Source organism: Pseudonocardia sp. CA-142604 (genome assembly GCF_050948475.1).
Taxonomy (GTDB): domain Bacteria; phylum Actinomycetota; class Actinomycetes; order Mycobacteriales; family Pseudonocardiaceae; genus Pseudonocardia; species Pseudonocardia alaniniphila.
Genome location: NZ_CP192045.1, coordinates 8,379,894 through 8,398,521 on the forward strand (window position 1 = coordinate 8,379,894; position 18,628 = coordinate 8,398,521).

22 protein-coding genes are annotated in these 18,628 nt (G+C 71.8%); 11 read left to right on the forward strand and 11 right to left on the reverse strand.

Annotation, left to right across the window (positions count from 1 at the left end):
* The first annotated feature begins 521 nt into the window (after positions 1-521).
* Both ACQPZQ_RS37935 and ACQPZQ_RS37940 read left to right on the forward strand, forming a co-directional pair.
* Positions 522-1,427 (forward strand): DUF302 domain-containing protein, encoded by a 906-nt coding sequence (locus ACQPZQ_RS37935; protein ID WP_433289109.1) that lies wholly within the window; start codon positions 522-524, stop codon positions 1,425-1,427.
* Positions 1,424-1,756, forward strand: coding sequence for a hypothetical protein (locus ACQPZQ_RS37940; protein ID WP_433289112.1), 333 nt, complete (start codon positions 1,424-1,426; stop codon positions 1,754-1,756). Before ACQPZQ_RS37935 ends, ACQPZQ_RS37940 begins: the two co-directional genes overlap by 4 nt.
* 53 nt (positions 1,757-1,809) lie before the next feature.
* On the opposite strand, the gene ACQPZQ_RS37945 is transcribed toward ACQPZQ_RS37940, so the two are convergent.
* On the reverse strand, positions 1,810-2,532 hold the full coding sequence (locus ACQPZQ_RS37945; RefSeq protein WP_433289113.1) for a hypothetical protein: 723 nt from the start codon (positions 2,530-2,532) through the stop codon (positions 1,810-1,812).
* A gap of 72 nt (positions 2,533-2,604) precedes the next feature.
* Between ACQPZQ_RS37945 and ACQPZQ_RS37950 the strand changes: the two genes are divergently transcribed.
* Entirely contained in the window at positions 2,605-3,252 is a 648-nt protein-coding gene (locus ACQPZQ_RS37950) for a winged helix-turn-helix transcriptional regulator (protein ID WP_433289115.1), read from the forward strand.
* A gap of 6 nt (positions 3,253-3,258) precedes the next feature.
* Here ACQPZQ_RS37950 and ACQPZQ_RS37955 read toward each other — a convergent pair whose 3' ends face one another.
* On the reverse strand, positions 3,259-3,780 hold the full coding sequence (locus ACQPZQ_RS37955; RefSeq protein ID WP_433289117.1) for a hypothetical protein: 522 nt from the start codon (positions 3,778-3,780) through the stop codon (positions 3,259-3,261).
* Positions 3,781-4,015: 235 nt separating this feature from the next.
* Here ACQPZQ_RS37955 and ACQPZQ_RS37960 point away from each other — a divergent pair, with 235 nt between their 5' ends.
* Together ACQPZQ_RS37960 and ACQPZQ_RS37965 are read left to right on the forward strand one after the other, a co-directional pair.
* Positions 4,016-4,771 carry a class I SAM-dependent methyltransferase gene (locus ACQPZQ_RS37960; protein ID WP_433289119.1) on the forward strand — a complete coding sequence of 252 codons (756 nt, stop codon included), beginning with the start codon at positions 4,016-4,018 and terminating at the stop codon, positions 4,769-4,771.
* On the forward strand, positions 4,768-6,240 hold the full coding sequence (locus tag ACQPZQ_RS37965) for a 1,4-alpha-glucan branching protein domain-containing protein (protein ID WP_433289120.1): 1,473 nt from the start codon (positions 4,768-4,770) through the stop codon (positions 6,238-6,240). The genes ACQPZQ_RS37960 and ACQPZQ_RS37965 overlap by 4 nt, the downstream gene beginning before the upstream one ends.
* A gap of 39 nt (positions 6,241-6,279) precedes the next feature.
* On the opposite strand, the gene ACQPZQ_RS37970 is transcribed toward ACQPZQ_RS37965, so the two are convergent.
* Positions 6,280-7,371, reverse strand: a complete 1,092-nt coding sequence (locus ACQPZQ_RS37970; RefSeq protein WP_433289122.1) for an epoxide hydrolase family protein — start codon at positions 7,369-7,371, stop codon at positions 6,280-6,282.
* A 94-nt stretch (positions 7,372-7,465) separates the two neighbouring features.
* On the opposite strand from ACQPZQ_RS37970, the gene ACQPZQ_RS37975 reads away from it, so the two are divergent.
* Together ACQPZQ_RS37975 and ACQPZQ_RS37980 are read left to right on the forward strand one after the other, a co-directional pair.
* Entirely contained in the window at positions 7,466-7,963 is a 498-nt protein-coding gene (locus tag ACQPZQ_RS37975; protein ID WP_433289124.1) for a MarR family winged helix-turn-helix transcriptional regulator, read from the forward strand.
* A gap of 10 nt (positions 7,964-7,973) precedes the next feature.
* Complete coding sequence (locus ACQPZQ_RS37980; protein ID WP_433289126.1) at positions 7,974-9,266, forward strand: glycosyltransferase family 4 protein; 1,293 nt, start codon at positions 7,974-7,976, stop codon at positions 9,264-9,266.
* Here the strand turns inward: ACQPZQ_RS37980 and ACQPZQ_RS37985 are convergent.
* Both ACQPZQ_RS37985 and ACQPZQ_RS37990 read right to left on the reverse strand, forming a co-directional pair.
* On the reverse strand, positions 9,244-9,402 hold the full coding sequence (locus ACQPZQ_RS37985) for a hypothetical protein (RefSeq protein ID WP_241035951.1): 159 nt from the start codon (positions 9,400-9,402) through the stop codon (positions 9,244-9,246). The two genes, ACQPZQ_RS37980 and ACQPZQ_RS37985, sit on opposite strands and share 23 nt — an antisense overlap.
* Before the next feature lie 106 nt (positions 9,403-9,508).
* On the reverse strand, positions 9,509-10,285 hold the full coding sequence (locus tag ACQPZQ_RS37990) for an acyltransferase (RefSeq protein WP_433289128.1): 777 nt from the start codon (positions 10,283-10,285) through the stop codon (positions 9,509-9,511).
* 57 nt (positions 10,286-10,342) lie between these two features.
* On the opposite strand from ACQPZQ_RS37990, the gene ACQPZQ_RS37995 reads away from it, so the two are divergent.
* The 4 genes from ACQPZQ_RS37995 (at position 10,343) to ACQPZQ_RS38010 (ending at position 13,333) form a co-directional block, all read left to right on the forward strand.
* On the forward strand, positions 10,343-10,594 hold the full coding sequence (locus ACQPZQ_RS37995; protein ID WP_433289130.1) for a hypothetical protein: 252 nt from the start codon (positions 10,343-10,345) through the stop codon (positions 10,592-10,594).
* A 42-nt stretch (positions 10,595-10,636) separates the two neighbouring features.
* The gene (locus ACQPZQ_RS38000; protein ID WP_433289132.1) at positions 10,637-11,473 is read left to right on the forward strand and encodes a ribokinase; all 837 of its coding nucleotides are present in this window, start codon (positions 10,637-10,639) and stop codon (positions 11,471-11,473) included.
* A 79-nt stretch (positions 11,474-11,552) separates the two neighbouring features.
* On the forward strand, positions 11,553-12,389 hold the full coding sequence (locus ACQPZQ_RS38005; RefSeq protein WP_433289135.1) for a PfkB family carbohydrate kinase: 837 nt from the start codon (positions 11,553-11,555) through the stop codon (positions 12,387-12,389).
* Entirely contained in the window at positions 12,386-13,333 is a 948-nt protein-coding gene (locus tag ACQPZQ_RS38010; RefSeq protein WP_433289136.1) for a nucleoside hydrolase, read from the forward strand. Before ACQPZQ_RS38005 ends, ACQPZQ_RS38010 begins: the two co-directional genes overlap by 4 nt.
* 5 nt (positions 13,334-13,338) lie before the next feature.
* On the opposite strand, the gene ACQPZQ_RS38015 is transcribed toward ACQPZQ_RS38010, so the two are convergent.
* The 6 genes from ACQPZQ_RS38015 to ACQPZQ_RS38040 form a co-directional block, all read right to left on the reverse strand.
* Complete coding sequence (locus ACQPZQ_RS38015) at positions 13,339-14,016, reverse strand: response regulator transcription factor (RefSeq protein ID WP_433289138.1); 678 nt, start codon at positions 14,014-14,016, stop codon at positions 13,339-13,341.
* Positions 14,017-14,102: 86 nt separating this feature from the next.
* Positions 14,103-14,759 (reverse strand): response regulator, encoded by a 657-nt coding sequence (locus ACQPZQ_RS38020; RefSeq protein WP_433289140.1) that lies wholly within the window; start codon positions 14,757-14,759, stop codon positions 14,103-14,105.
* On the reverse strand, positions 14,756-15,913 hold the full coding sequence (macS, locus tag ACQPZQ_RS38025; RefSeq protein WP_433289142.1) for a MacS family sensor histidine kinase: 1,158 nt from the start codon (positions 15,911-15,913) through the stop codon (positions 14,756-14,758). The genes ACQPZQ_RS38020 and macS overlap by 4 nt, the downstream gene beginning before the upstream one ends.
* A gap of 43 nt (positions 15,914-15,956) precedes the next feature.
* Positions 15,957-16,913, reverse strand: coding sequence for a class I SAM-dependent methyltransferase (locus tag ACQPZQ_RS38030; RefSeq protein WP_433289144.1), 957 nt, complete (start codon positions 16,911-16,913; stop codon positions 15,957-15,959).
* A gap of 26 nt (positions 16,914-16,939) precedes the next feature.
* Entirely contained in the window at positions 16,940-17,719 is a 780-nt protein-coding gene (locus ACQPZQ_RS38035; protein ID WP_433289146.1) for an enoyl-CoA hydratase/isomerase family protein, read from the reverse strand.
* Positions 17,720-17,766: 47 nt separating this feature from the next.
* Entirely contained in the window at positions 17,767-18,531 is a 765-nt protein-coding gene (locus ACQPZQ_RS38040) for an ABC transporter ATP-binding protein (protein WP_433299557.1), read from the reverse strand.
* Positions 18,532-18,628: the final 97 nt, after the last annotated feature.

Here is an 18,628-nt window from a genome sequence, read left to right on the forward strand (position 1 = left end):
CTTCGACCTCCTGCCGGTGCGGACGAGCCGCGGTGGGCCACACGGGGGCGCTCACACGCCGCGCCCAATCTCCCCGACTCTGCCACCACTGACCACAGCTCGGCGCGGGGGCAGCCGGATCGGGCAATTGTTACCGGCGAGTATCCCCAGCGGCAAACGGACCCCGGGTGAAACTTCTCACCGTGGTGGCGGACGGGCTGTGTGATCCTCCGCGTGATCGGGTATTAGTCCGAATGCCCATCATCGACCGCATCCGCACCTTCCTCGCTAGCCCACAGGGCCGACGCCTCACCGAACAGGGCCGGCGGATGGCAGCCGATCCCCGCAATCAGCAGCGGGCGAGGGGCCTGTTGGCGCGCCTGCGGCGCCGCTGACCGGCGCGCCCATTTCATTCGCCGGACAGGCGGTTGAAGGCGGATAGGGTCGGGCGCCGTCTACTCGCGGAGCCGCCCCATGTCCGTGCTGGTCCGAGCCCCCAGACCCGGAGATCCGACACCATCCGGACGTGGGGCGCCACAGTCATGCTCGCCGTGGTCGCTGCCGCTTGCGGCAACGTCGGCAACGGGGAGGTGGAGCTCGCACCCCGCGCCGCGCCGGGCCAGCCGTCGGGCACGATCATGCTGACGGTCGGCACAGACGTCGCCACCACCACACAACGGGTTAAGGACGCGATCACGAGCAGCGGCGGTTCCGTGGTCACCGTCGTCGACCACGCCGCTGAGGCCCGCAAGGCCGGTGTCACGATCCCGGCCTCCACCCTCGTCATCGGCGGACCGCCTGCAGGGCAGCTGCCGCTGTTGCGTGTCGACCAGCGGGCAGGCGTCGACCTGCCACAGCGATTCCTCGTGCGGGAGACGGACGGCTGGGTGAGCCTCACCGTCAACAGCGCCGACTACGTCGCCGCCGTGTCGGGCATCGCAGCCGCCGCCCCGCGCGACGCACTGCGTGACGCCACGATGCCCGTTCTCACCGACACGGCGCCGGGTTCCTCCGTGCCGGTCGGCTCCCCGCTGATCGGCGTGACCCCCTTCGACTACCTCGTCACCGTCTACGGCAGCGCCGACGTACCCACCACCGTCGAGCGACTACGCCGCAACGCCGATCGCGCGCCCACCCGCTCGATCGCGGTGGTCGACCTGGCCGCAGGCTCGGCCGACTCCGGTCCACCGATCCGTCCGACGTCGGTGGTGTTCGTGAGCAACTCGGGAGCCGAGATCCCCCTCCTCACCGCCGCGCCGTCGATCGGGCTGGATCTGCCGATGCGCTTCGTCGTGTGGCTCGACGCGGAGGAACTGACCCAGATCGGCTATCCCGACGTGCGCAGGCTCGCGGTCCGGCACGGCATCTCCGCGAACGACCCGAACATCGAGCGGCTCGCCGCCGACTCCGACCGGCTCGCACGCCTTGCGGCCGGCATCATCGAGTGAGTAACGGGAGCAAGACCTTGATCGTGACCGGTTACGACGACCGGCAGGGCTGCGGCTACGTACTCAGCACGGGGCCCGACGCAGCCGAGGGCTTGCCCGGAGGCAGACCCATCAGCCACAACGGGGTGACGGTGCTGGCCACCCCAGAGCTCGCCGCGCTGCTGCAAGACGCGCTGGACCACCGGCCGACGGCCACGTTGAGCTGGTCTGGTCCACGCGTCCCACTCACCCTCGACGACACGACGATCCTCGCGTGGCTCACGCACGACGTCGGGGGCGTGCTCACCGTCAAGGGAAGCCCCACTCCCCGCCCGAGGCCCCACGGCTGACCGGGCTCCGGTGGGAAGCGCCTCACCCCGCTCCCCACCGGATCGGCCCGCCGTCAGCTGAACCTGGAATCGCTCAGGTCGAGCGTGATCGGGACCCAGGACAGGTCCGGGGTGCGGTCCTCGTTGCGGATGTGGATGCGCCGCTGCGTCGGGACCACGAATCCGTCGACCGTCTCCTCCTTGCGCACGTAGTGGGCCGTCGGCGAGTAGCCGTTGACGACCGGCTGGTAGTCCATGCGCCGCAGGTGACCGGCGTCGTCGAAGTAGTAGAGCTGCGTGTCGTTGTGCGTGTCGATCGTGTCCGGGAAGGTCACGGAGAGTCCGCGCCACGTCTCGCCGTTCTCGACCCACGGCTCCACCTCGTGCGCCTCGACGCCGGGGTAGGTGAAGAGGAACGGCTCCACGAGGTAGTGCCAGGTTGCGTAGCTGCGGAAGTACGCCGTCTGCGCGAGGCTCCACGCAGTCTCGGGCGTGTACCCATCGAAACTCGCGCGAGGGTTGTCGAGCGCCTCGATGAGCTCGCCGTCCGGCCCGGTCACGGTCACCCGGTCGGCCTTCTTGTCGAACACCACCACGCGGCCGGTCGACTCCTGGACCGAGCGCATGAACTGCTCGTGGAGCCTCGCCTCCACGGCGTCCGTGCCCACGAAGTCGGCCTGCCCCTTGAACTCCCAGAACGGGCCGCCGTAGGCGATCCGCGACTCGAAGGACGACACCTCCTTCCACCGGTCGACCCCACCGCCGGCCTCCAGCACGTGCTTCAGCAACGCGTCCACCAGTCGCTCCTCAGTTAGGATTCAACAGTCCTAAAGTAGCACCGACAAGTGGCGTGTCAGTAGTGTTGCGAGGTGACGCACAGGAGCTACGACGACGCCTGTGGCGCCGCCCTCGCGATGGACGCGATCGGGGAGCGCTGGGCCCTGCTGGTGGTACGCGAGCTGATCTTCGGGCCGAAGCGGTTCGGAGACCTTCGGACGGGGCTGCCCAAGGCGAGCCAGAACGTGCTGAGCCAACGGCTCAAGGAACTCGAGGAGAGCGGCGTCGTGCAGCGCGTCGAACTCGGGCCACCCGCCAGCGCGCACGCCTACCAGCTCACGGAACGCGGACACCAGTTGGAGCCGGTGCTCCTCGCGCTGTCCCGCTGGGGAGCGCGCATCCCCGCGAGCCCGGACACCGGGATGAGCACCGACGCCTTCATGCTCCTGCTGAAGGCGCTGTACTTCCCGCCCGCGGACGCCACCCCGACGATCGCGATCCGCCTCCTCGTGGGCACGGACTCGTTCGACGCCCGGGTACGGCCGGGCTCGATCGACGTCAGGCGCAGTGCCACCGGAGACGTCGACGCCACCGTCCGGGCCCCCGTGCCGGTTCTGTTGGGTCTCATCTTCAGCGACGCGACCCTCGCGTCGGGCGCGACAGCCGGCGTCCTCGAGGCCGGCGGCGACCTCGCCGCGGCACAGCAGTTCTTCACGCTCTTCCGCGTGCCGGAGACGTGACGCGAGCTAGCCCGTCACGTGGATGGAGTCGATCGCGAGCACGGGCACCGTCGCGTTCCCCCCGACCTGCGTGTCGTACGACATCGACCCGCGCACGGTGACCTCCGCGGTGAACAGATCCCCGCTGACGACGCCGTCGAGAGCTTTCGCGTCCCCACTGAGCATCGTGTTCGTCGTGTACTTCAGATAGGCGCGGTCCTCACCATCGTGCGCGATGCCGTCGACGTTGGCACGGACGGTGGATTCGCCCGCGGCGGGGTCGATCTGGGTCACGTGCCCGTACACGACGATGCGCTCGCCCTGGTAGGCATCAGGGTCCTTCGCGATGACCTGCCACTCCCGCGCGTCGACCGCGCGGTGGGGAGGCGGTGGCATCGACGCGCTGTTCGACGGCGGCGAGATTCGCACTCCGGTAGCGATGACCACGCCGAGCAGGAGTACGCCCGCGCCGACCACCCATGGCCACGTCGTGCGCCGCCCGAGCCGGCGCTGAAGGTTCGGCTGCTGCGGTGGCCCGTCGTGCGTCATGTGCCGCCCCCTTTGCCGCGCCCCTGCGCTGGGGGGCTGCACCTGCTCGATCGCTGCGGACGGCCGCTTGTTACGTCCCGGGCGGCTCCACGCGCGCTCGCTCGACGACGTCCACCGGCCATGCGCCGAACTGCGCGAGGGCTGTTGTGGACCTCCTCGGTGCCGTCTGAGACGGTCCGCGCGTGAGATCTCACTCCGGTGCGCAGGCGATCAGCTCGTCCGTGGTCCTCCCGCGATGACCGACATCGGCGTTCAGGCGCTGCCCCTCACCGGCGAGCGAACCGTGCCCGGCATCCCGGAGGAGAACTACTGGTTCCGCCGGCACGAGGTGGTCTACGAGGCCCTGCGTACCCGCTGCTCCAGTGGCGTCGTGCTCGAGGCCGGATGCGGGGAGGGTTACGGCGCCGATCTGCTGGCCGGGAGCGCCCCCACCGTGCTGGCCGTGGACTACGACCCGCTCGCCGTCGCGCACGTGGCCCGGCGCTACCCGCGCGTCGCCCCCGCGCGCGCCAACCTCGTGGCGCTCCCGGTGCGTGACGAGGTCTGTGACGCGCTCGTGTCCCTGCAGGTGATCGAGCACCTCTGGGAGCAGGAGCGGTTCCTGCGCGAGTGCTTCCGCGTGGTGCGCCCGGGCGGCACGGTGGCGCTGTCCACTCCCAACCGGCTCACGTTCTCACCCGGGCGCGACACCCCGCTCAACCCGTTCCACACCCGTGAGCTGTCCGCGGCCGAGCTGGCCGGGCTGGTCCGCGACGCCGGGTTCGCCGACGTCGAGATCCTCGGGCTGCACCACGGGCCGCGGCTGCGCGACATCGACGCGCGCCACGGCGGCTCGATCGTCGACGCGCAGGTGGAGGTCGCACTCTCGGGCGAGGGCTGGCCTGCGGCGCTGCTGCGCGACGTCACCTCCGTGACGTGTGCCGACTTCGAGCTCACCGCGGGCGACCCGGACGCGAGCCTGGATCTCGTCGCCCTCGCCGTGCGCCCGTGAGCGACCCCGCCGGCACGTTCTGCCTGGTACTGCACAGCCACCTGCCGTGGCTCGCCCACCACGGGCGCTGGCCCGTCGGGGAGGAGTGGCTCTACCAGTCGTGGGCGCACGCCTACCTCCCGGTGCTCGACGTCGTCGAGCGGCTCGCCGCCGAGGGCCACCGCGACCTGCTGACCCTCGGCGTCACGCCCGTACTCGCCGCGCAGCTGGACGACCCGCACTGCCTGCGTGGCATGCACGAGTGGCTCGGTGGCTGGCTGCTGCGTGCCCACGGCGCGGCCCCACGACTGCCCGACCTGGCCACGTACGAGCATCGCGCCGCGACCGCCGCGCTTAGGTTGTTCGAGTCCCGGTGGCGCCACGGGGCGTCGCCGGTGTTGCGCCGCCTCGCCGACGCGGGCGCCCTGGAGCTGCTCGGCGGGCCTGCGACGCATCCGTTCGCGCCGATGCTGCTGCCCGAGGTCCGGACGTTCGCGCTCGAGACGGGACTCACCGACGCGACCATCCGGCTCGGCACCCGACCGGCGGGCATCTGGGCTCCCGAGTGCGGCTACGCGCCGGGGATGGAGCACGGGTACGCCTCGGCCGGTGTGCGTCGGTTCCTCGTCGACGGGCCGGCGCTGCGCGGCGATACCGCGCTCGCCCGCCCGGTCGGGAGCTCCGACGTGCTGGCGTTCGGCCGTGACCTGGAGGTCACCTACCGCGTCTGGTCACCACGCTCGGGCTATCCCGGCGACCGCGACTACCGCGACTTCCACACGTTCGACCACCCGTCCGGACTGAAGCCCGCGCGCGTCACCGGACGGTCGGTGCCGCCGGAGAAGAAGCACCCCTACGACCCCGAGCGGGCCGCGGCCGCCGTGGCGCGGGATGCCGCCGACTTCGTGTCGATCGTCCGAGAACGGCTTCTCGGCCTGCGCGAACGGCTCGAGCGGCCCGCGCTGACCGTGGCCGCCTTCGACACGGAGCTCTTCGGGCACTGGTGGCACGAGGGACCGGCCTGGCTGGAGGCGGTGCTGCGCGCGCTACCCGCCGCCGGCGTCCGCGTGACGACGCTGCGCGGGGCCGTTGCGGCGGGGCTGATCGGTGAACCTGTCGAGCTGCCGCCGTCGTCGTGGGGGTCGGGCAAGGACTGGCGGGTGTGGGCCGGGGAGCCGGTGGCGGACCTGGTGGCGCTCAACGAGCGCGTGCAGAAGGCGCTGCTCGGTGAGGTAACGCCGGCGCGGACGCGAGACCCCCTGCGCGACCGCCTCGCGCAGGAGGCCCTCCTCGCGCTGTCCAGCGATTGGGCCTTCATGGTCAGCAAGGACTCCGCCGCCGGCTACGCCCGGGAGCGCGCGTACGGACATGCCAACCGCGTGGAGGAGCTGGCCGGCCTGCTGACCCCCGAGGGCCGGGCATCGGCCATCCGCAGGATGACGTCCTGGCCGCCGGCTCCCTTCGGTCACATCGACGCCCGCACCCTCTAGCGCGACATGGACACCTGACGCTGTTCGACCGCCCGCGGATCAGCGATGCGTGTCCATGTCGCGGAAGAAGGCGCGGACGTCTCCTGCAAGCAGGGCCGGAGCTTCCAGCGCTGCGAAGTGGCCGCCCTCGTCGAACTCCGACCAGTGCGTGATCTTGTAGGCGCGCTCCGCCAGGGACCTGATCGGCAGGGTGACGTCGTGGGCGAAGACGGCGACGCCCACCGGCGCCGGACAGGGCAGCGGGCCGAGCGGGCTCTCGCGATTCAGCCGCGCCGACGAACCGGCCGTACCGGTGAGCCAGTAGAGCATGACGTTGGTGAGCAGGCGGTCGACCGGAACCGCCCCACTCGGGTCGCCCCACTCGGCGAACACGTCGGCGAGCCAGGCGAGCTGCCCGACCGGTGAGTCGGTCAGCGCGTACGCCACCGACTGCGGCCGGGTGGCGTTCAGCACGCGGACCCCGGGCTGGTGGGCGAGGTAGCGCCTGGTGCGCGCCAGACGGTCGAGATCCGACTCGGAGAGGCCGTCCTCCTCGCCCTCCGGCGGCGGTGGGGTCGGCAGGTAGTTCAGATGCACACCGACGACGTGGTCAGGTGCGACGGCAGCGAGGGCGCGGGAGATCGCCGACCCCCAGTCGCCACCCTGGGCGCCGTAGCGGTCGTAGCCGAGCCTGCGCATCAACTCGGCCCACGCCCGGGCCACCCGCTGCACGTCCCAGCCCCGCTCCCTGGTGGGGCCGGAGAAGCCGAACCCGGGAATCGACGGGATCACGAGATGGAAGTCGCGCGAGAGCGGTTCGACGACGTCGAGGAACTCGACGATCGATCCGGGCCAGCCGTGCGTGAGGACGAGCGGCAGCGCGTCCGGGTCGGCACACCGCACGTGCAGGAGATGGATGCGCTGCCCGTCGATCTCCGTGACGAACTGCGGGTACCTGTTCAGCTCGGCCTCGTGCTCGCGCCAGTCGTAGGCCTTCTGCCAGTGCTCGGCGAGCTCCTGAACGCGGGTCAGCGGGATACCGAAGTCCCACCCGGCGGCGGGCGGTTCGTCGGGCCAGCGGGTGCGCGCCAGACGGTCGGCCAGGTCGTCGAGGGTGCTCTGGGGGATCTCGATGCGGTACGGGCTGAGCATGGTTTCTCCAAGCAAGAATGTTGGCTAGACCAACGTTGGCGCAGCCAACAGTAGCGGGGATTGTGGGCCAGGCCAACAGTTGTAGCCTCGTTGCGTGGACAACCCAGCGGACCGCCGGACTCCCACCCGCCTGCACTCCAAGCCCACGTGGCTCATCACGCACCTCGCGACGTACGCGGGCCGGCTACTGGGAGAGGCGTTCGATGCCGGCGAATGGCGCCGGTATCACTACGCGCTTCTCGCCGCGCTCGAGGAGTTCGGCCCCGCCAGCCAGGCGGAGCTGGGGCGGCGCTGCCGGATCGACCGCAGTTACGTCGTGGAGGCGGTCACCGAGCTCGCCGAGCAGAAGCTGGTGGTACGTGCCCACGATCCGGCCGACCGCAGGCGCAACATCATCACGATCACCGACGCCGGGATCGACCGGCTCCACCGCCTCGGCGCCACGCTGGACGGCGTGCAGGACGCGCTGCTCGCGCCCCTCTCACAGCACGAACGGGCCGAGCTGACCGACCTGCTGAGCCGTGTCCTCGACCACCACCTGAACTCACGACGGGATGGGGCGTCCTCGGGGCCGGGTCCCACCGCGGGATAGGTTCCGATGTGTGCGGGTGCTGATGGTGTCGTGGGAGTACCCGCCGGTGGTGGTCGGAGGCCTGGGCCGGCACGTGCACGCCCTCGCGACGGAACTGGCGGCGGCCGGCCACGACGTCGTCGTCCTGTCCCGGCAGCCGAGCGGCACCGACGCCGGCACGCACCCGACGGTCGACGAGGTCGTGGAGGGCGTGCGGGTCCTGCGGGTCGCCGAGGATCCAGCGCACCTCGAGTTCGAACGCGACATGGTGGCGTGGACGCTCGCGATGGGGCACGCGCTGCTCCGCACGGCGCTCACAAGGATCGCGGGATGGCGCCCGGACGTCATCCACGCCCATGACTGGCTCGTAGCCCACCCCGCCATCGCACTGGCGGACGTGTTCGGCGTGCCGCTCGTGGCCACCATCCACGCCACTGAAGCGGGCCGGTACGCGGGATGGCTGTCCTCACCGCTGAGCCGTCAGGTGCACTCAACGGAATGGTGGCTCGCCAACCGGGCGGACACCGTGATCACGTGTTCCACCGCGATGCGCGACGAGGCCGCCGAGTTGTTCGAGCTGGACCCGGCCCGTATCGCTGTGCTGCACAACGGCATCTCGCCCCGGCGCTGGCGTGCCGACGAGTCCCGTGTCACGGCCGCCCGGCAGCGGTTCGCACCCCGCGGGGAACCATTACTCCTCTACTTCGGACGCTTGGAGTACGAGAAGGGCGTGCAGGACCTGATCGCGGCGCTGCCCAGGGTCCGCCGCGCGCATCCGGGCACGAAGGCGTTGATAGCGGGCACGGGCACCGCCGCGGAGATGCTCGTGGGGACGGCACGGACGCACCGGGTGCGGCGGAGCGTCGGCTTTCTCGGGCATCTGCCCGACGACGATCTGGTGGCCCTGCTGGCGGCCGTCGACGTGGTGGTGCTGCCGAGCCGCTACGAGCCGTTCGGGATCGTGGCCCTGGAGACGGCGGCGGCCGGAGCGCCACTCGTGGCGTCGACGGCGGGCGGCCTGGGCGAGGTGGTGGTCGACGGGGAGACCGGGCTGTCGTTCGCGCCGGGGGACGTCACGGCGCTCGCAAGCGCGGTCGGCGCCGTGCTCGACGACCCGAAGGCCGCGGCACGGCGCGCTGACACGGCACGGGCACGGCTCGCCGTCGACTTCGACTGGGCCCGTATCGCCGCAGGTACCGCTGCGGTGTACGCAGCAGCACCCGTAGAGGGGCCGACCCAGCTGGGCCGGCCGAAGATTCCTACTGGCAACGTCTTCGGACGCAGCGCGCCCGTGGCGGTGATCAGGCCGCCTCGTCGTTCATGATCTCCAGAGCGGCGTCGGGGTACTCGGCGATGAGCTGCTGGATGAGGTCGTCGCGGTCCTCCGCCACGGCAGAGTTGACGGCCGCGGTGTACTCCTGGTCGAGAGCATTGAGGCGGCGGACGGTGTCGTCCTTCATGAGGCACCTGTTCCTGGGCTTCGGGGTTTCTCCGACGCCTATTCCAACGCAGGACGGGCCGCATCCGTTACCATAGTTGCCGCAGCTCACATCGATTCAGAGTTTGTTAACCCTTCTTGACGACCGCACTACTGGAACTTTGCGCGACACGCTCGTGTACAGCGGCCTCCGTCTTGCGCGCGATGTCGGCGAGAGCAGCGCGGCGGTCGGCGCCCGCCTCGTAGTCGGCCAGGCGGTTGCGCACAACTCTCGCCGGTGCGCCAACTGCCACCGAGTACTCAGGGATGTCGCCACGTACCACGGCGTGCGCGCCGAGCACCGAACCCCGCCCCACCCTCGTGCCACGCAGGATTGACGCTTTCACCCCGACCCAGCAATCGGGCCCGATGCGTACCGGCGTCTTCACGATGCCCTGGTCCTTGATGGGAACGTGAACGTCCTCGGTGCGATGGTCGAAGTCCGTGACGTACACCCAGTCCGCCACGATCGTGGATGCGCCGACCTCGACATCGAGATAGCAGTTGATGGTGTTGTCCTTGCCGAGAACGACCTTGTCGCCGATCCGCAGCGAGCCTTCGTGGCAGCGCAGCGAGTTGCCATCGCCTATGTGCACCCATCGGCCGATCTCGAGCCGCCCGTAACCCGGCCGTGCATGCAGCTCCACGCGTTTGCCGAGGAACACCATTCCGCGCAAGATCACGTGGGGGTTCGCCAAGCGGAACCGCAGAAGTCTCCAGTACCGGACCAGGTACCAGGGCGTGTAGGCGCGGTTGCGGATCACCCAGCGCAGCGAGGCGAGCGTGAGGAACCTGGCCTGCCGCGGGTCGCGCCTCGATGCCCGCCCCCAGCGCTCGCGCATGGGCGCCCCCCACATGCTGGTCATGACCCGACGATAGGACCGGCGCGTTTCCCCTCCGCTGCCGCCCGGGTAGTCGCGGCGGTGACCACCGAGAGCTCGCGCATCGGCGGACCCGAGCCGCCGAGCGCCACCGAGGAGGACCGGGTCGTCTCGCGGCGGGTCGACAACCCCACGGCTGCCGGCCCGGAGGACGAACGCGCGTATCGCGCCGCCGATCCCGACGCCGACCCGGCCACGCCCGACCGATCCAGCGGGGGTGGTGGGAGCACCACCGAGCGCGCCGGGCACGACCTCGATTCGAGCAACGAGAGCGAACCGACGCGGTCGGAGTGAGGGTGCTTGCGCAGGCCTGCGTGATCGACCATCGTCCGCGGGGTGCCCCGGATCGCGGTCGTCGGCAGCGTCAACCTCGATCTCGTGGCCCGCGTGCCCCGGTTGCCCGCTCCCGGGGAGACGCTGGCCGCGGGTGACCTGCGCCGGGTGCCGGGCGGGAAGGGCGCCAACCAGGCGCTTGCGGCTCGCCGCCTGGGCGCCGACGTGACGCTGGTGGCCGCAGTCGGTGACGACGCCGCAGGCGACGAGGCCCTCGCTCTGCTCCAGCACGACGGAGTACGGCTCGACGGGCTGCGCCGCGAGCACGGGCACCCCACGGGCCATGCACTGATCACCGTGGACGACTCCGGCGAGACCACGATCGTCGTCGCAGCCGGGGCGAACGCCACCCTCGACGTGAGCCCGGACGACGTCCGCGGCGCGGATGCGGTGCTCACCGTGCTGGAGATCCCCGACAGCGCGGTGGCTGCCGCCGTGCAGCACGCGACCGGGCTCGTCGTGCTCAACGCCGCTCCCGCGCGGGCGCTCCCGTCCGAGCTGCTCCGCCGGATCGACCTCGTGGTCGTCAACACCGCGGAGTACGCCGCGATCGAGGGGCTCGACGCGGCCAGGGCCGTCGCCGTCACCGCAGGCGCCAAGGGCGCGGTGCTGCGCCGGGACGGCCGGGAGGTGGCCTCCGCACAGCCCCCACCGGTGGACGTCGTCGACGGCACCGCGGCGGGTGACGCCTTCACGGCCGCACTCACGGTGGCCCTGCTCGACGGCGCGTCCGACGCCGACGCCCTGCGCGGGGCCTGCGCCGCCGGTGCGCTGGCCGTGACGAAGGCCGGGGCCCAGCCGTCGCTGCCCACCGCCGCGGAACTGGCGGCCGTCCTGTGAGCGCACTTTCCCGACCCGACCCGCTGATCAGCGGGTGAAGGCCTTGCGCAGGCCCGCACGGTCGGCCATCGTCCGCGGAGTGCCCCGGATCGCTGTCGTCGGCAGCGTGAACATCGACCTCGTGGCCCGCGTGCACCGCCTGCCCGCTCCCGGGGAGTCGCTGGCCGCCGGTGACCTGTGCCGCGTGCCGGGCGGGAAGGGCGCGAACCAGGCACTCGCCGCTCGCAGGCTCGGCGCCGAGGTGAATCTCGTGGCCGCGGTCGGCGACGACGCCGCGGGCGACGAGGCGCTTGCCCTGCTGCGTCAGGACGGAGTGGGGCTCGACGGGCTGCGCCGCGAGCCTGGCCGCTCCACCGGCCATGCCGTGATCATCGTCGACGACTCCGGCGAGACCATGATCGTCGCCGCTGCGGGTGCGAACGCGACCCTCCAGGTCGGCCCGGACGACGTGCGCGGCGCGGATGCCGTGCTCACCGTCCTGGGCGTTCCCGACACCGCGGTGGCGGCTGCCGCCGAGCAGGCCTCGGGGCTCGTCGTGCTCAACGCCACTCCGGCGCGTGCGCTCTCGGATGAGCTGCTCCGCAAGGTCGACCTGGTGGTCGTCAACACGGCGGAGTACGCCGCGATCGACGGGCTGGACGCGGCCGGCGCCGTGGCGGTCACCGCCGGCGCCGAGGGGGCCGTGCTGCGCCGCGGCGGCAAGGAAGTGGCCCGTGCGGAGCCCCCGCCGATCGACGCCGTCGACGGCACCGCGGCGGGTGACGCCTTCACCGCCGCCCTGACCGTTGCCCTGCTCGACGGCGCGCCCGACTCCGACGCCCTGCGGAGGGCGTGCGCCGCCGGTGCACTGGCCGCGACGAAGGCCGGGGCCCAGCCGTCTCTGCCCACCGCCGCAGAACTGGAGGCTGTCCTGTGAGCGCGCCGACCCGCCCCACACCGCTCATCATCGACACCGACCCCGGCGTGGACGACGCCGTCGCGATCATGCTGGCGCTGGCCTCACCGGAGATCGAACTGCTGGCTGTGACCACGGTGTTCGGCAATGTCCCGCAGCCCCGGACCACCGAGAACGCCGGGCGTCTTCTCGCTCTGTGCGACCGCTCCGACGTGCCGGTCGGCCGGGGCGCCACCCGCCCGCTCGTTCACCCGCAGCGCAAGCGCGCCGAGGCCTGGCACGGGGGCGACGGGCTCGGCGGGCGGGCCGAGATGCTGCCCGCCCCGGCCGCCGAGCCGGACCCACGCGGCGCCGTCGGGCTGATGGCCGCCGTGCTGAGCGCGGCGAGCGAGCCGGTGACGATCGCGGGGATCGGGCCGCTCACCAACATCGCGCTGCTGCTCGCGGTCCACCCGGAGCTGGCACCCCGGATCGGTCGCATCATCGTGATGGGCGGCGCGCTGGGAGAGGGCAACATCAGCGGCGTCGCGGAGTTCAACATCCACTCGGATCCTGAGGCCGCCCACCGGGTGCTCACCCAGCCCGCCGTCCCGGTCACGATGGTGCCGCTCGACATGACCCTGCGATGCCCGGCGGGTCCGGCCTGGATCGAGACCCTGGCTTCCGGCGGCTCGCGGTGTGCCGCACTGGCCGAGACGATCACCCACTATCGCGCGGCCTACCTCGCCCGCTACGGCATCGACGCCGTCGCGTTGCACGACGCGGTGGCCGTGCTGGAGGCGGTGACGCCCGGCGTACTGGCGACCACGCCGATGCCGATCCAGGTGGCGTGCGACCTCGGCCCGGCCCGCGGTGCCACCGTGGCGTTTGCGGACGTCGATGCCCCATCGGTGCTCGTTGCCGTCGACGCCGAAGTCGACGCCGTGCTGACCGAGATCCTGACCCGCCTGCTGCGCCTGGGCTGAGGGCGTCAGGCCAGTCCGTTCTCGATGGCGTAGCGCACCAGCGCGGCGCGGCTGCGCAACCGCAGCTTGCGCAGGACGTTCTGCACGTGGTTCTCCACCGTGCGCGGCGAGAGGACCAGCCGGGCGGCGATCTGGCGGGCGGTGAGGCCGTCGACCACCAACCGCAACACGTCGGCCTCCCGCTCGGTGAGCCGCCGCGAGCCGTCCAGCAGGTCGGCCGGACGGCCGAACTCCTCCAGCACGACGTCGGCGAGCCCGGGGCTGAACACGGCGTGCCCGGTTGCGGTGCGCCGCAGGGCGTCGGCCAGCTCCTGCGCGGTGGCAGGCGCGACGAGATGGCTCGTGGCACCGGCCCGCACCGCGGCGAGCACGGTGGCATGGTCGGGAGCAGCGCTGAGGGTGAGCACCGGGGTCTGGGGGACCGCAGCAGCGATCGACCCGATCACCGCCAGTGCGGTGGGGCCGTCTGCGAGATCGACGACGACCACCCGCGGGCGCAGTTCGAACACCACCTGCAGGGCGCCCCGGATGGCGACCGCGTGCAGCAGTTCGACGCCGCAGCGAGCCAACTCGCGCGCGGAGTACGCGCCTACGGCGGGCTCACCGACCAGCACGGCGGTGATCGCGGGCCCCGTGCCCACCGTCGAGCCTGTCACCCGCCCCAGCGGCGCGCCCGCGAACATGTCGCGGATCCTCCCAAGGAGCTACGCCACGCGGAATCCGTTCAGAAATGATCACCCGTTCGCCACACGACAACCACACCGGGTGATCAGTCCCCGGCCAATCCTCGCTCAATGGCGTAACGCACGAGCTGGGCGCGATTGTGCATCTGCAGCTTGCGCAGCGTGCTCTGCACGTGGCTCTCGACCGTGCGGTGCGACAGCACGAGACGCTCGCCGATCTGCCGGGCCGTGAGGCCCTTCGCCACCAGTCGCAGCACCTCGGTCTCCCGCTCGGTGAGCGCAGGAACCGCGGGGCCGTCCGACTCGCCCGCGAGCCGCCGGTACTCCCCGAGTACCAGCCCGGCCAGCCCGGGGGTGAACACCGGGAAGCCCTCGGCCGTGCGCTGCACCGCCGCGAGCAACTCGTCGGCGCCTGCCGACTTCAGGAGGTATCCGGTGGCCCCGGCCTTCACCGCTTCCAGCACGTCGGTGTGCTCGCCGCTCGCCGAGAGCACGAGGATCCGGGTCTCCGGCAGCTTCTGCAGGATCCCCTCGATCGCCCGGACACCTGACGTGCCGTCAAGGTTGAGATCCATCAGCACCACGCGTGGGCGGGCCGCTGCGGCGATCCGCACCGCGGCGTCCGCGTCGGCCGCGGTGGCGACGACCGTCAGGCCGCGTTCGGTCAAATCCCTGGCCACGCCCTCGCGCCAGATCGGGTGGTCGTCAACCACCATCACGGTGATCATCTCGGGCTCCGTCATGCCGGCACCTCCCGCTTGGGAAACCTGATGGTCCAGTCCGTACCCCGGCCCGGCCCGGTGTCGCAGGAGATCGTGCCACCCAGGTCGATCACCCGGCCGCGCATCGAGCGGGCCACCCCGATCCGCCCCTCGGCCTCCGCCTCCTCCAGCCTGCCGTCGGGAATGCCCGGTCCCTCGTCGCGCACGCTGATCTCCACGCCGGCCCCGGTGTCGTCGAGCAGTACCCACGCCGGTGCATCGGGGCCGACGTGCACCGCGACGTTCGCCAGCGCGGCAGCCGCCACCGCCACCAGCTCGTCGACGACGTGCGCGCCGAGCTCGACGGGCTGCGCCGGCGTCGACACGGAGACGTGCTCGGAGCCGAGCATCCGCAGCGCGGCCGCGAGATCGCGGCGGCCGTTGGCGTCGACGGGCGCCGCGCCGGTGGTCAGCAACGTCCGCAGCGCGAACTCCTGCTTCCCGGCGAGCACGCCCAGCTCCCCGGCGGCCCCGCCCAGCTCGGCGCCGCGGCGCCGCACGAACCCCAGCACCTGCAGCACGCCGTCGTGCACCGCACGGGCCAGCCGCTCACGCTCGGCCATCGCCGCCTCGGAAGCGATCGCGAGCCGGAGCCGCTCGGCGGACCGGCGCAGCACCGTGGACGCGTAGCCGATCACCACCCCGGCGAGGACGAGCAGCTGAACGTCGCTCAGCTCGTCGCGCCAGTGGGCCTGGAAGGCGAGCAGCGCCGCCGAGACCACCACTGCGCCGGCCAGCCCGCCGCGAATCCCGTAGGCCAACGCACAGGCGAGTACGGCGCCCGGCGTCCAGATCGAGCCCATCACAGGCGCGTCCCCGGCGAACTGCGCAGGCGTCTGCACGATCGGTGTCGTCGCCATGACGGCAACCGTGACGACGACGTCGCTGATCGCGACCCGGCCCGGCCGGTCCCTCAACACTTCGGGCAGGCCGCCGCCGGCGTAGGCGTAACCACTGAGCACCGTCCAGGCAGCCATCACCACGAGCACCACCACCGCGCCCACGGGAGAGGCGAACTCGGGCAGTGTGTAGAGGACGACGGCCGACGCGCTCAGCAGTGCCAGCACCCGGTACACCAGTAGACCGCGCCACAGCGGCACGAGTGGCCGCTCCATGTCGGCCTGCGGCGTCCTCACCGCTCCATCCTTGCCGACCGGGCCGCAGTGCGGATCAGTGGAACTACCGGGATCGGGTCCCCGTGACGAGCGCGTTGTAGAACCACCCGCGCGGCACCACGCGGGAGAGCACGTTCTGGTCCAACCAGGACAGTCGCTGCCACGAGCGGTAGGCGAACATCGCCCAGCCCATCCCGAGCTTTCCCGGCGGCACGGCCGCTTCGAACGTGCGCACCGGCCAGCCGAGCATCGCCGCGGTGAACTCCTCCGTGACCACGCGTGCGTCGCCTGCTCCGGCCCGGCGCGCGGTCTCTTCCAGCTCCGCCGGGTCGAAGGTGTGGATGTCGACCACCGCCTCGAGCGCGGCCGCCCGCGAGGACTCGTCGAGCTCCTCCTGCGGCCGTCGCCAGCCGGCGAGGACGGGCAGCCGCGTGATCGTCGTCGCGGCCTTCCAGGTGAGCGCCCCGAGCCGGCGCGCGTAGAAGTCGCCGACGGTGGTCGGCTCCCCGGCGAACACGAACCGGCCGCCCGGCTTCAGCACCCGCAGCACCTCGCGCAGCGCGAGCTCCACGTCGGGGATGTGGTGGAGCACGGCATGCCCGACGACCAGGTCGAACGTCGCGTCCGGGTACGGGATGGTCTCGGCGTCGGCCACCCGCCCGTCGACGTCGAGGCCGAGACCCTGGGCATTGCGCAGGGCGGTCTGCACCATGCCGGGCGACAGATCGGTGACCGACCCCCGCTTCGCCACACCCGCCTGCATGAGGTTGAGCAGGAAGAACCCGGTGCCGCAGCCCAGCTCCAGCGCGTGCTCATAGGGCCAGCCGCCCTCACCGGCCGCGTAACGGAATCGATCAGCGGCATAGGTGATGCAGCGCTCGTCGTACGAGATGGACCACTTCTCGTCGTACGAGCCCGCCTCCCAGTCGTGGTAGAGGACGTTGGCCAGCTTCCGGTCGTGCAGGGCGGCCGCCACCTCGTCAGCGGTGGCGTGCGGGTTGGGGGCCGGGTCCGTACTCATGGGTAGGGAGCATATGGGGGACGCCGTCAGCGCCCGCTGAACTTCGCCTTCCCCGGCCCGTTCTCCACGAACGACGTCATCCCGGTCTGCCGGTCCTCGGTGGCGAAGAGCGCCGCGAAGAACTCCGCCTCCAGGTCGAGGCCGGTGCGCAGGTCGACGTCGAGACCGCCGTCGATCGCCTTCTTGGCCGCCGCGAGTGCCATCGCCGGACCGTCGACGAACTGCTCGGCCCAGCTCCGGGCCGCGGAGTACACCTCATCGGCCGGCACGACCTGATCGACGAGGCCGATGGCCAGCGCCTCCTGCGCGTCGACCATCCGGCCGGTGAAGATCAGGTCCTTGGTCCGCGACGGCCCGATCAGGCGGGCCATCCGCTGGGTGCCGCCGCCGCCCGGGATGACCCCCAGGAGGATCTCCGGCTGGCCGAGCTTCGCGTTGTCGCCGCAGACCCGCCGGTCGCAGCCCAGCGCGACCTCCATCCCACCGCCGAGCGCGTAACCGGTGATCGCCGCGACCGTGGGCTTCGGGATCTCCGAGAGGGCCCCGAGACAGGCCGAGAGCCTGCGCGCGACCGGCGCCATGTCCGCCATGGACATGCCGGCCATCTCCTTGACGTCGGCTCCCGCGGCGAACACCTTCTCCCCGCCGTAGACGACCACCGCCCGTACGTCGGCGCGGCGCGTGGCCTCCTCCGCGGACGCCTTCAGCTCCTCCTGCGCCTGCCGGCTGAACGCGTTCATCGGCGGCCGGTCCAGCCGGATCGTCCCCACGCCGCCATCGACCTCGAGCCTCACGAATTCGCTCACGGCCCGACCCTAGTGTCGCGGGTGCACGACGGAGGGAGGGCGCGCGGCTACCGCAGCCAGGCCGTGTACCGGCCGCGGCGGCGCTGCACCGCGAGGGGGAGCCCGAAGGTCGTGCTCAGGTTCTCGTTCGTCAGCACGTCGTCGAGCAGCCCCGCGGCCACCACTGCGCCCTGGCGCAGCAGCAGGCCGTGGCTGTAGCCCACCGGGATCTCCTCGACGTGGTGGGTGACCAGCACCGACGCCGGAGCGTCGGGATCGGCGGCCAGGGTGGCGAGCCGGGAGACGAGGTCCTCGCGGCCGCCGAGGTCGAGCCCGGCAGCGGGCTCGTCGAGCAGCAGCAGTTCGGGGTCGGTCATCAGCGCCCGCGCGATCAGGGTGCGCTTGCGCTCGCCCTCGGACAGGGTGCCGAACATCCGCTCGGCCAGCGGGAGCATGCCGAGCGCGTCGAGAAGCTGCTTCGCACGGTCGGTGTCGGCGGCGTCGTACTGCTCGCGCCAGCGGCCCAGAACGCCGTACCCGGCGCTCACAACGACGTCCTCGACCGTCTCGTCGCCCGGCACGCGCATGCCCAGCGCCGCTGAGGTGAGGCCGATCCGGGTGCGCAGCTCGAACACGTTCACCCGGCCCAGCCGCTCGCCGAGTACGTGCACCGCGCCCTGCGTCGGGTGCAGCTCGGCCGCGGCCAGCTTCAGAAGAGTGGTTTTGCCGGCACCGTTCGGCCCGAGCACCACCCAACGTTCGTCCAGCTCGACGGACCAGTCGACGTCGTGCAGCAGCGTCGACTTCCCGCGTCGGACCGCCACGCCCTCCATTCCGATGACGAGGTCACTGTTGTCGCTGACGCTGCGTGGGGTGCTGCCTACGGTGAGGAAGGACTCAGAGTGCGATTCCGGCGCTGCCACGGCCCTA

Excerpts from the sequence above, each read along its gene's own strand:
- ACQPZQ_RS37935 (WP_433289109.1), top strand. The coding sequence starts at position 522 with ATGCTCGCCGTGGTCGCTGCCGCTTGCGGCAACGTCGGCAACGGGGAG.
- ACQPZQ_RS37955 (WP_433289117.1), bottom strand. The coding sequence starts at position 3,780 with ATGACGCACGACGGGCCACCGCAGCAGCCGAACCTTCAGCGCCGGCTC.
- ACQPZQ_RS37960 (WP_433289119.1), top strand. The coding sequence starts at position 4,016 with ATGACCGACATCGGCGTTCAGGCGCTGCCCCTCACCGGCGAGCGAACC.
- ACQPZQ_RS37970 (WP_433289122.1), bottom strand. The coding sequence starts at position 7,371 with ATGCTCAGCCCGTACCGCATCGAGATCCCCCAGAGCACCCTCGACGAC.
- ACQPZQ_RS37985 (WP_241035951.1), bottom strand. The coding sequence starts at position 9,402 with ATGAAGGACGACACCGTCCGCCGCCTCAATGCTCTCGACCAGGAGTAC.
- ACQPZQ_RS37990 (WP_433289128.1), bottom strand. The coding sequence starts at position 10,285 with ATGACCAGCATGTGGGGGGCGCCCATGCGCGAGCGCTGGGGGCGGGCA.
- ACQPZQ_RS38015 (WP_433289138.1), bottom strand. The coding sequence starts at position 14,016 with ATGTTCGCGGGCGCGCCGCTGGGGCGGGTGACAGGCTCGACGGTGGGC.
- ACQPZQ_RS38020 (WP_433289140.1), bottom strand. The coding sequence starts at position 14,759 with ATGACGGAGCCCGAGATGATCACCGTGATGGTGGTTGACGACCACCCG.
- ACQPZQ_RS38030 (WP_433289144.1), bottom strand. The coding sequence starts at position 16,913 with ATGAGTACGGACCCGGCCCCCAACCCGCACGCCACCGCTGACGAGGTG.
- ACQPZQ_RS38040 (WP_433299557.1), bottom strand. The coding sequence starts at position 18,531 with ATGGAGGGCGTGGCGGTCCGACGCGGGAAGTCGACGCTGCTGCACGAC.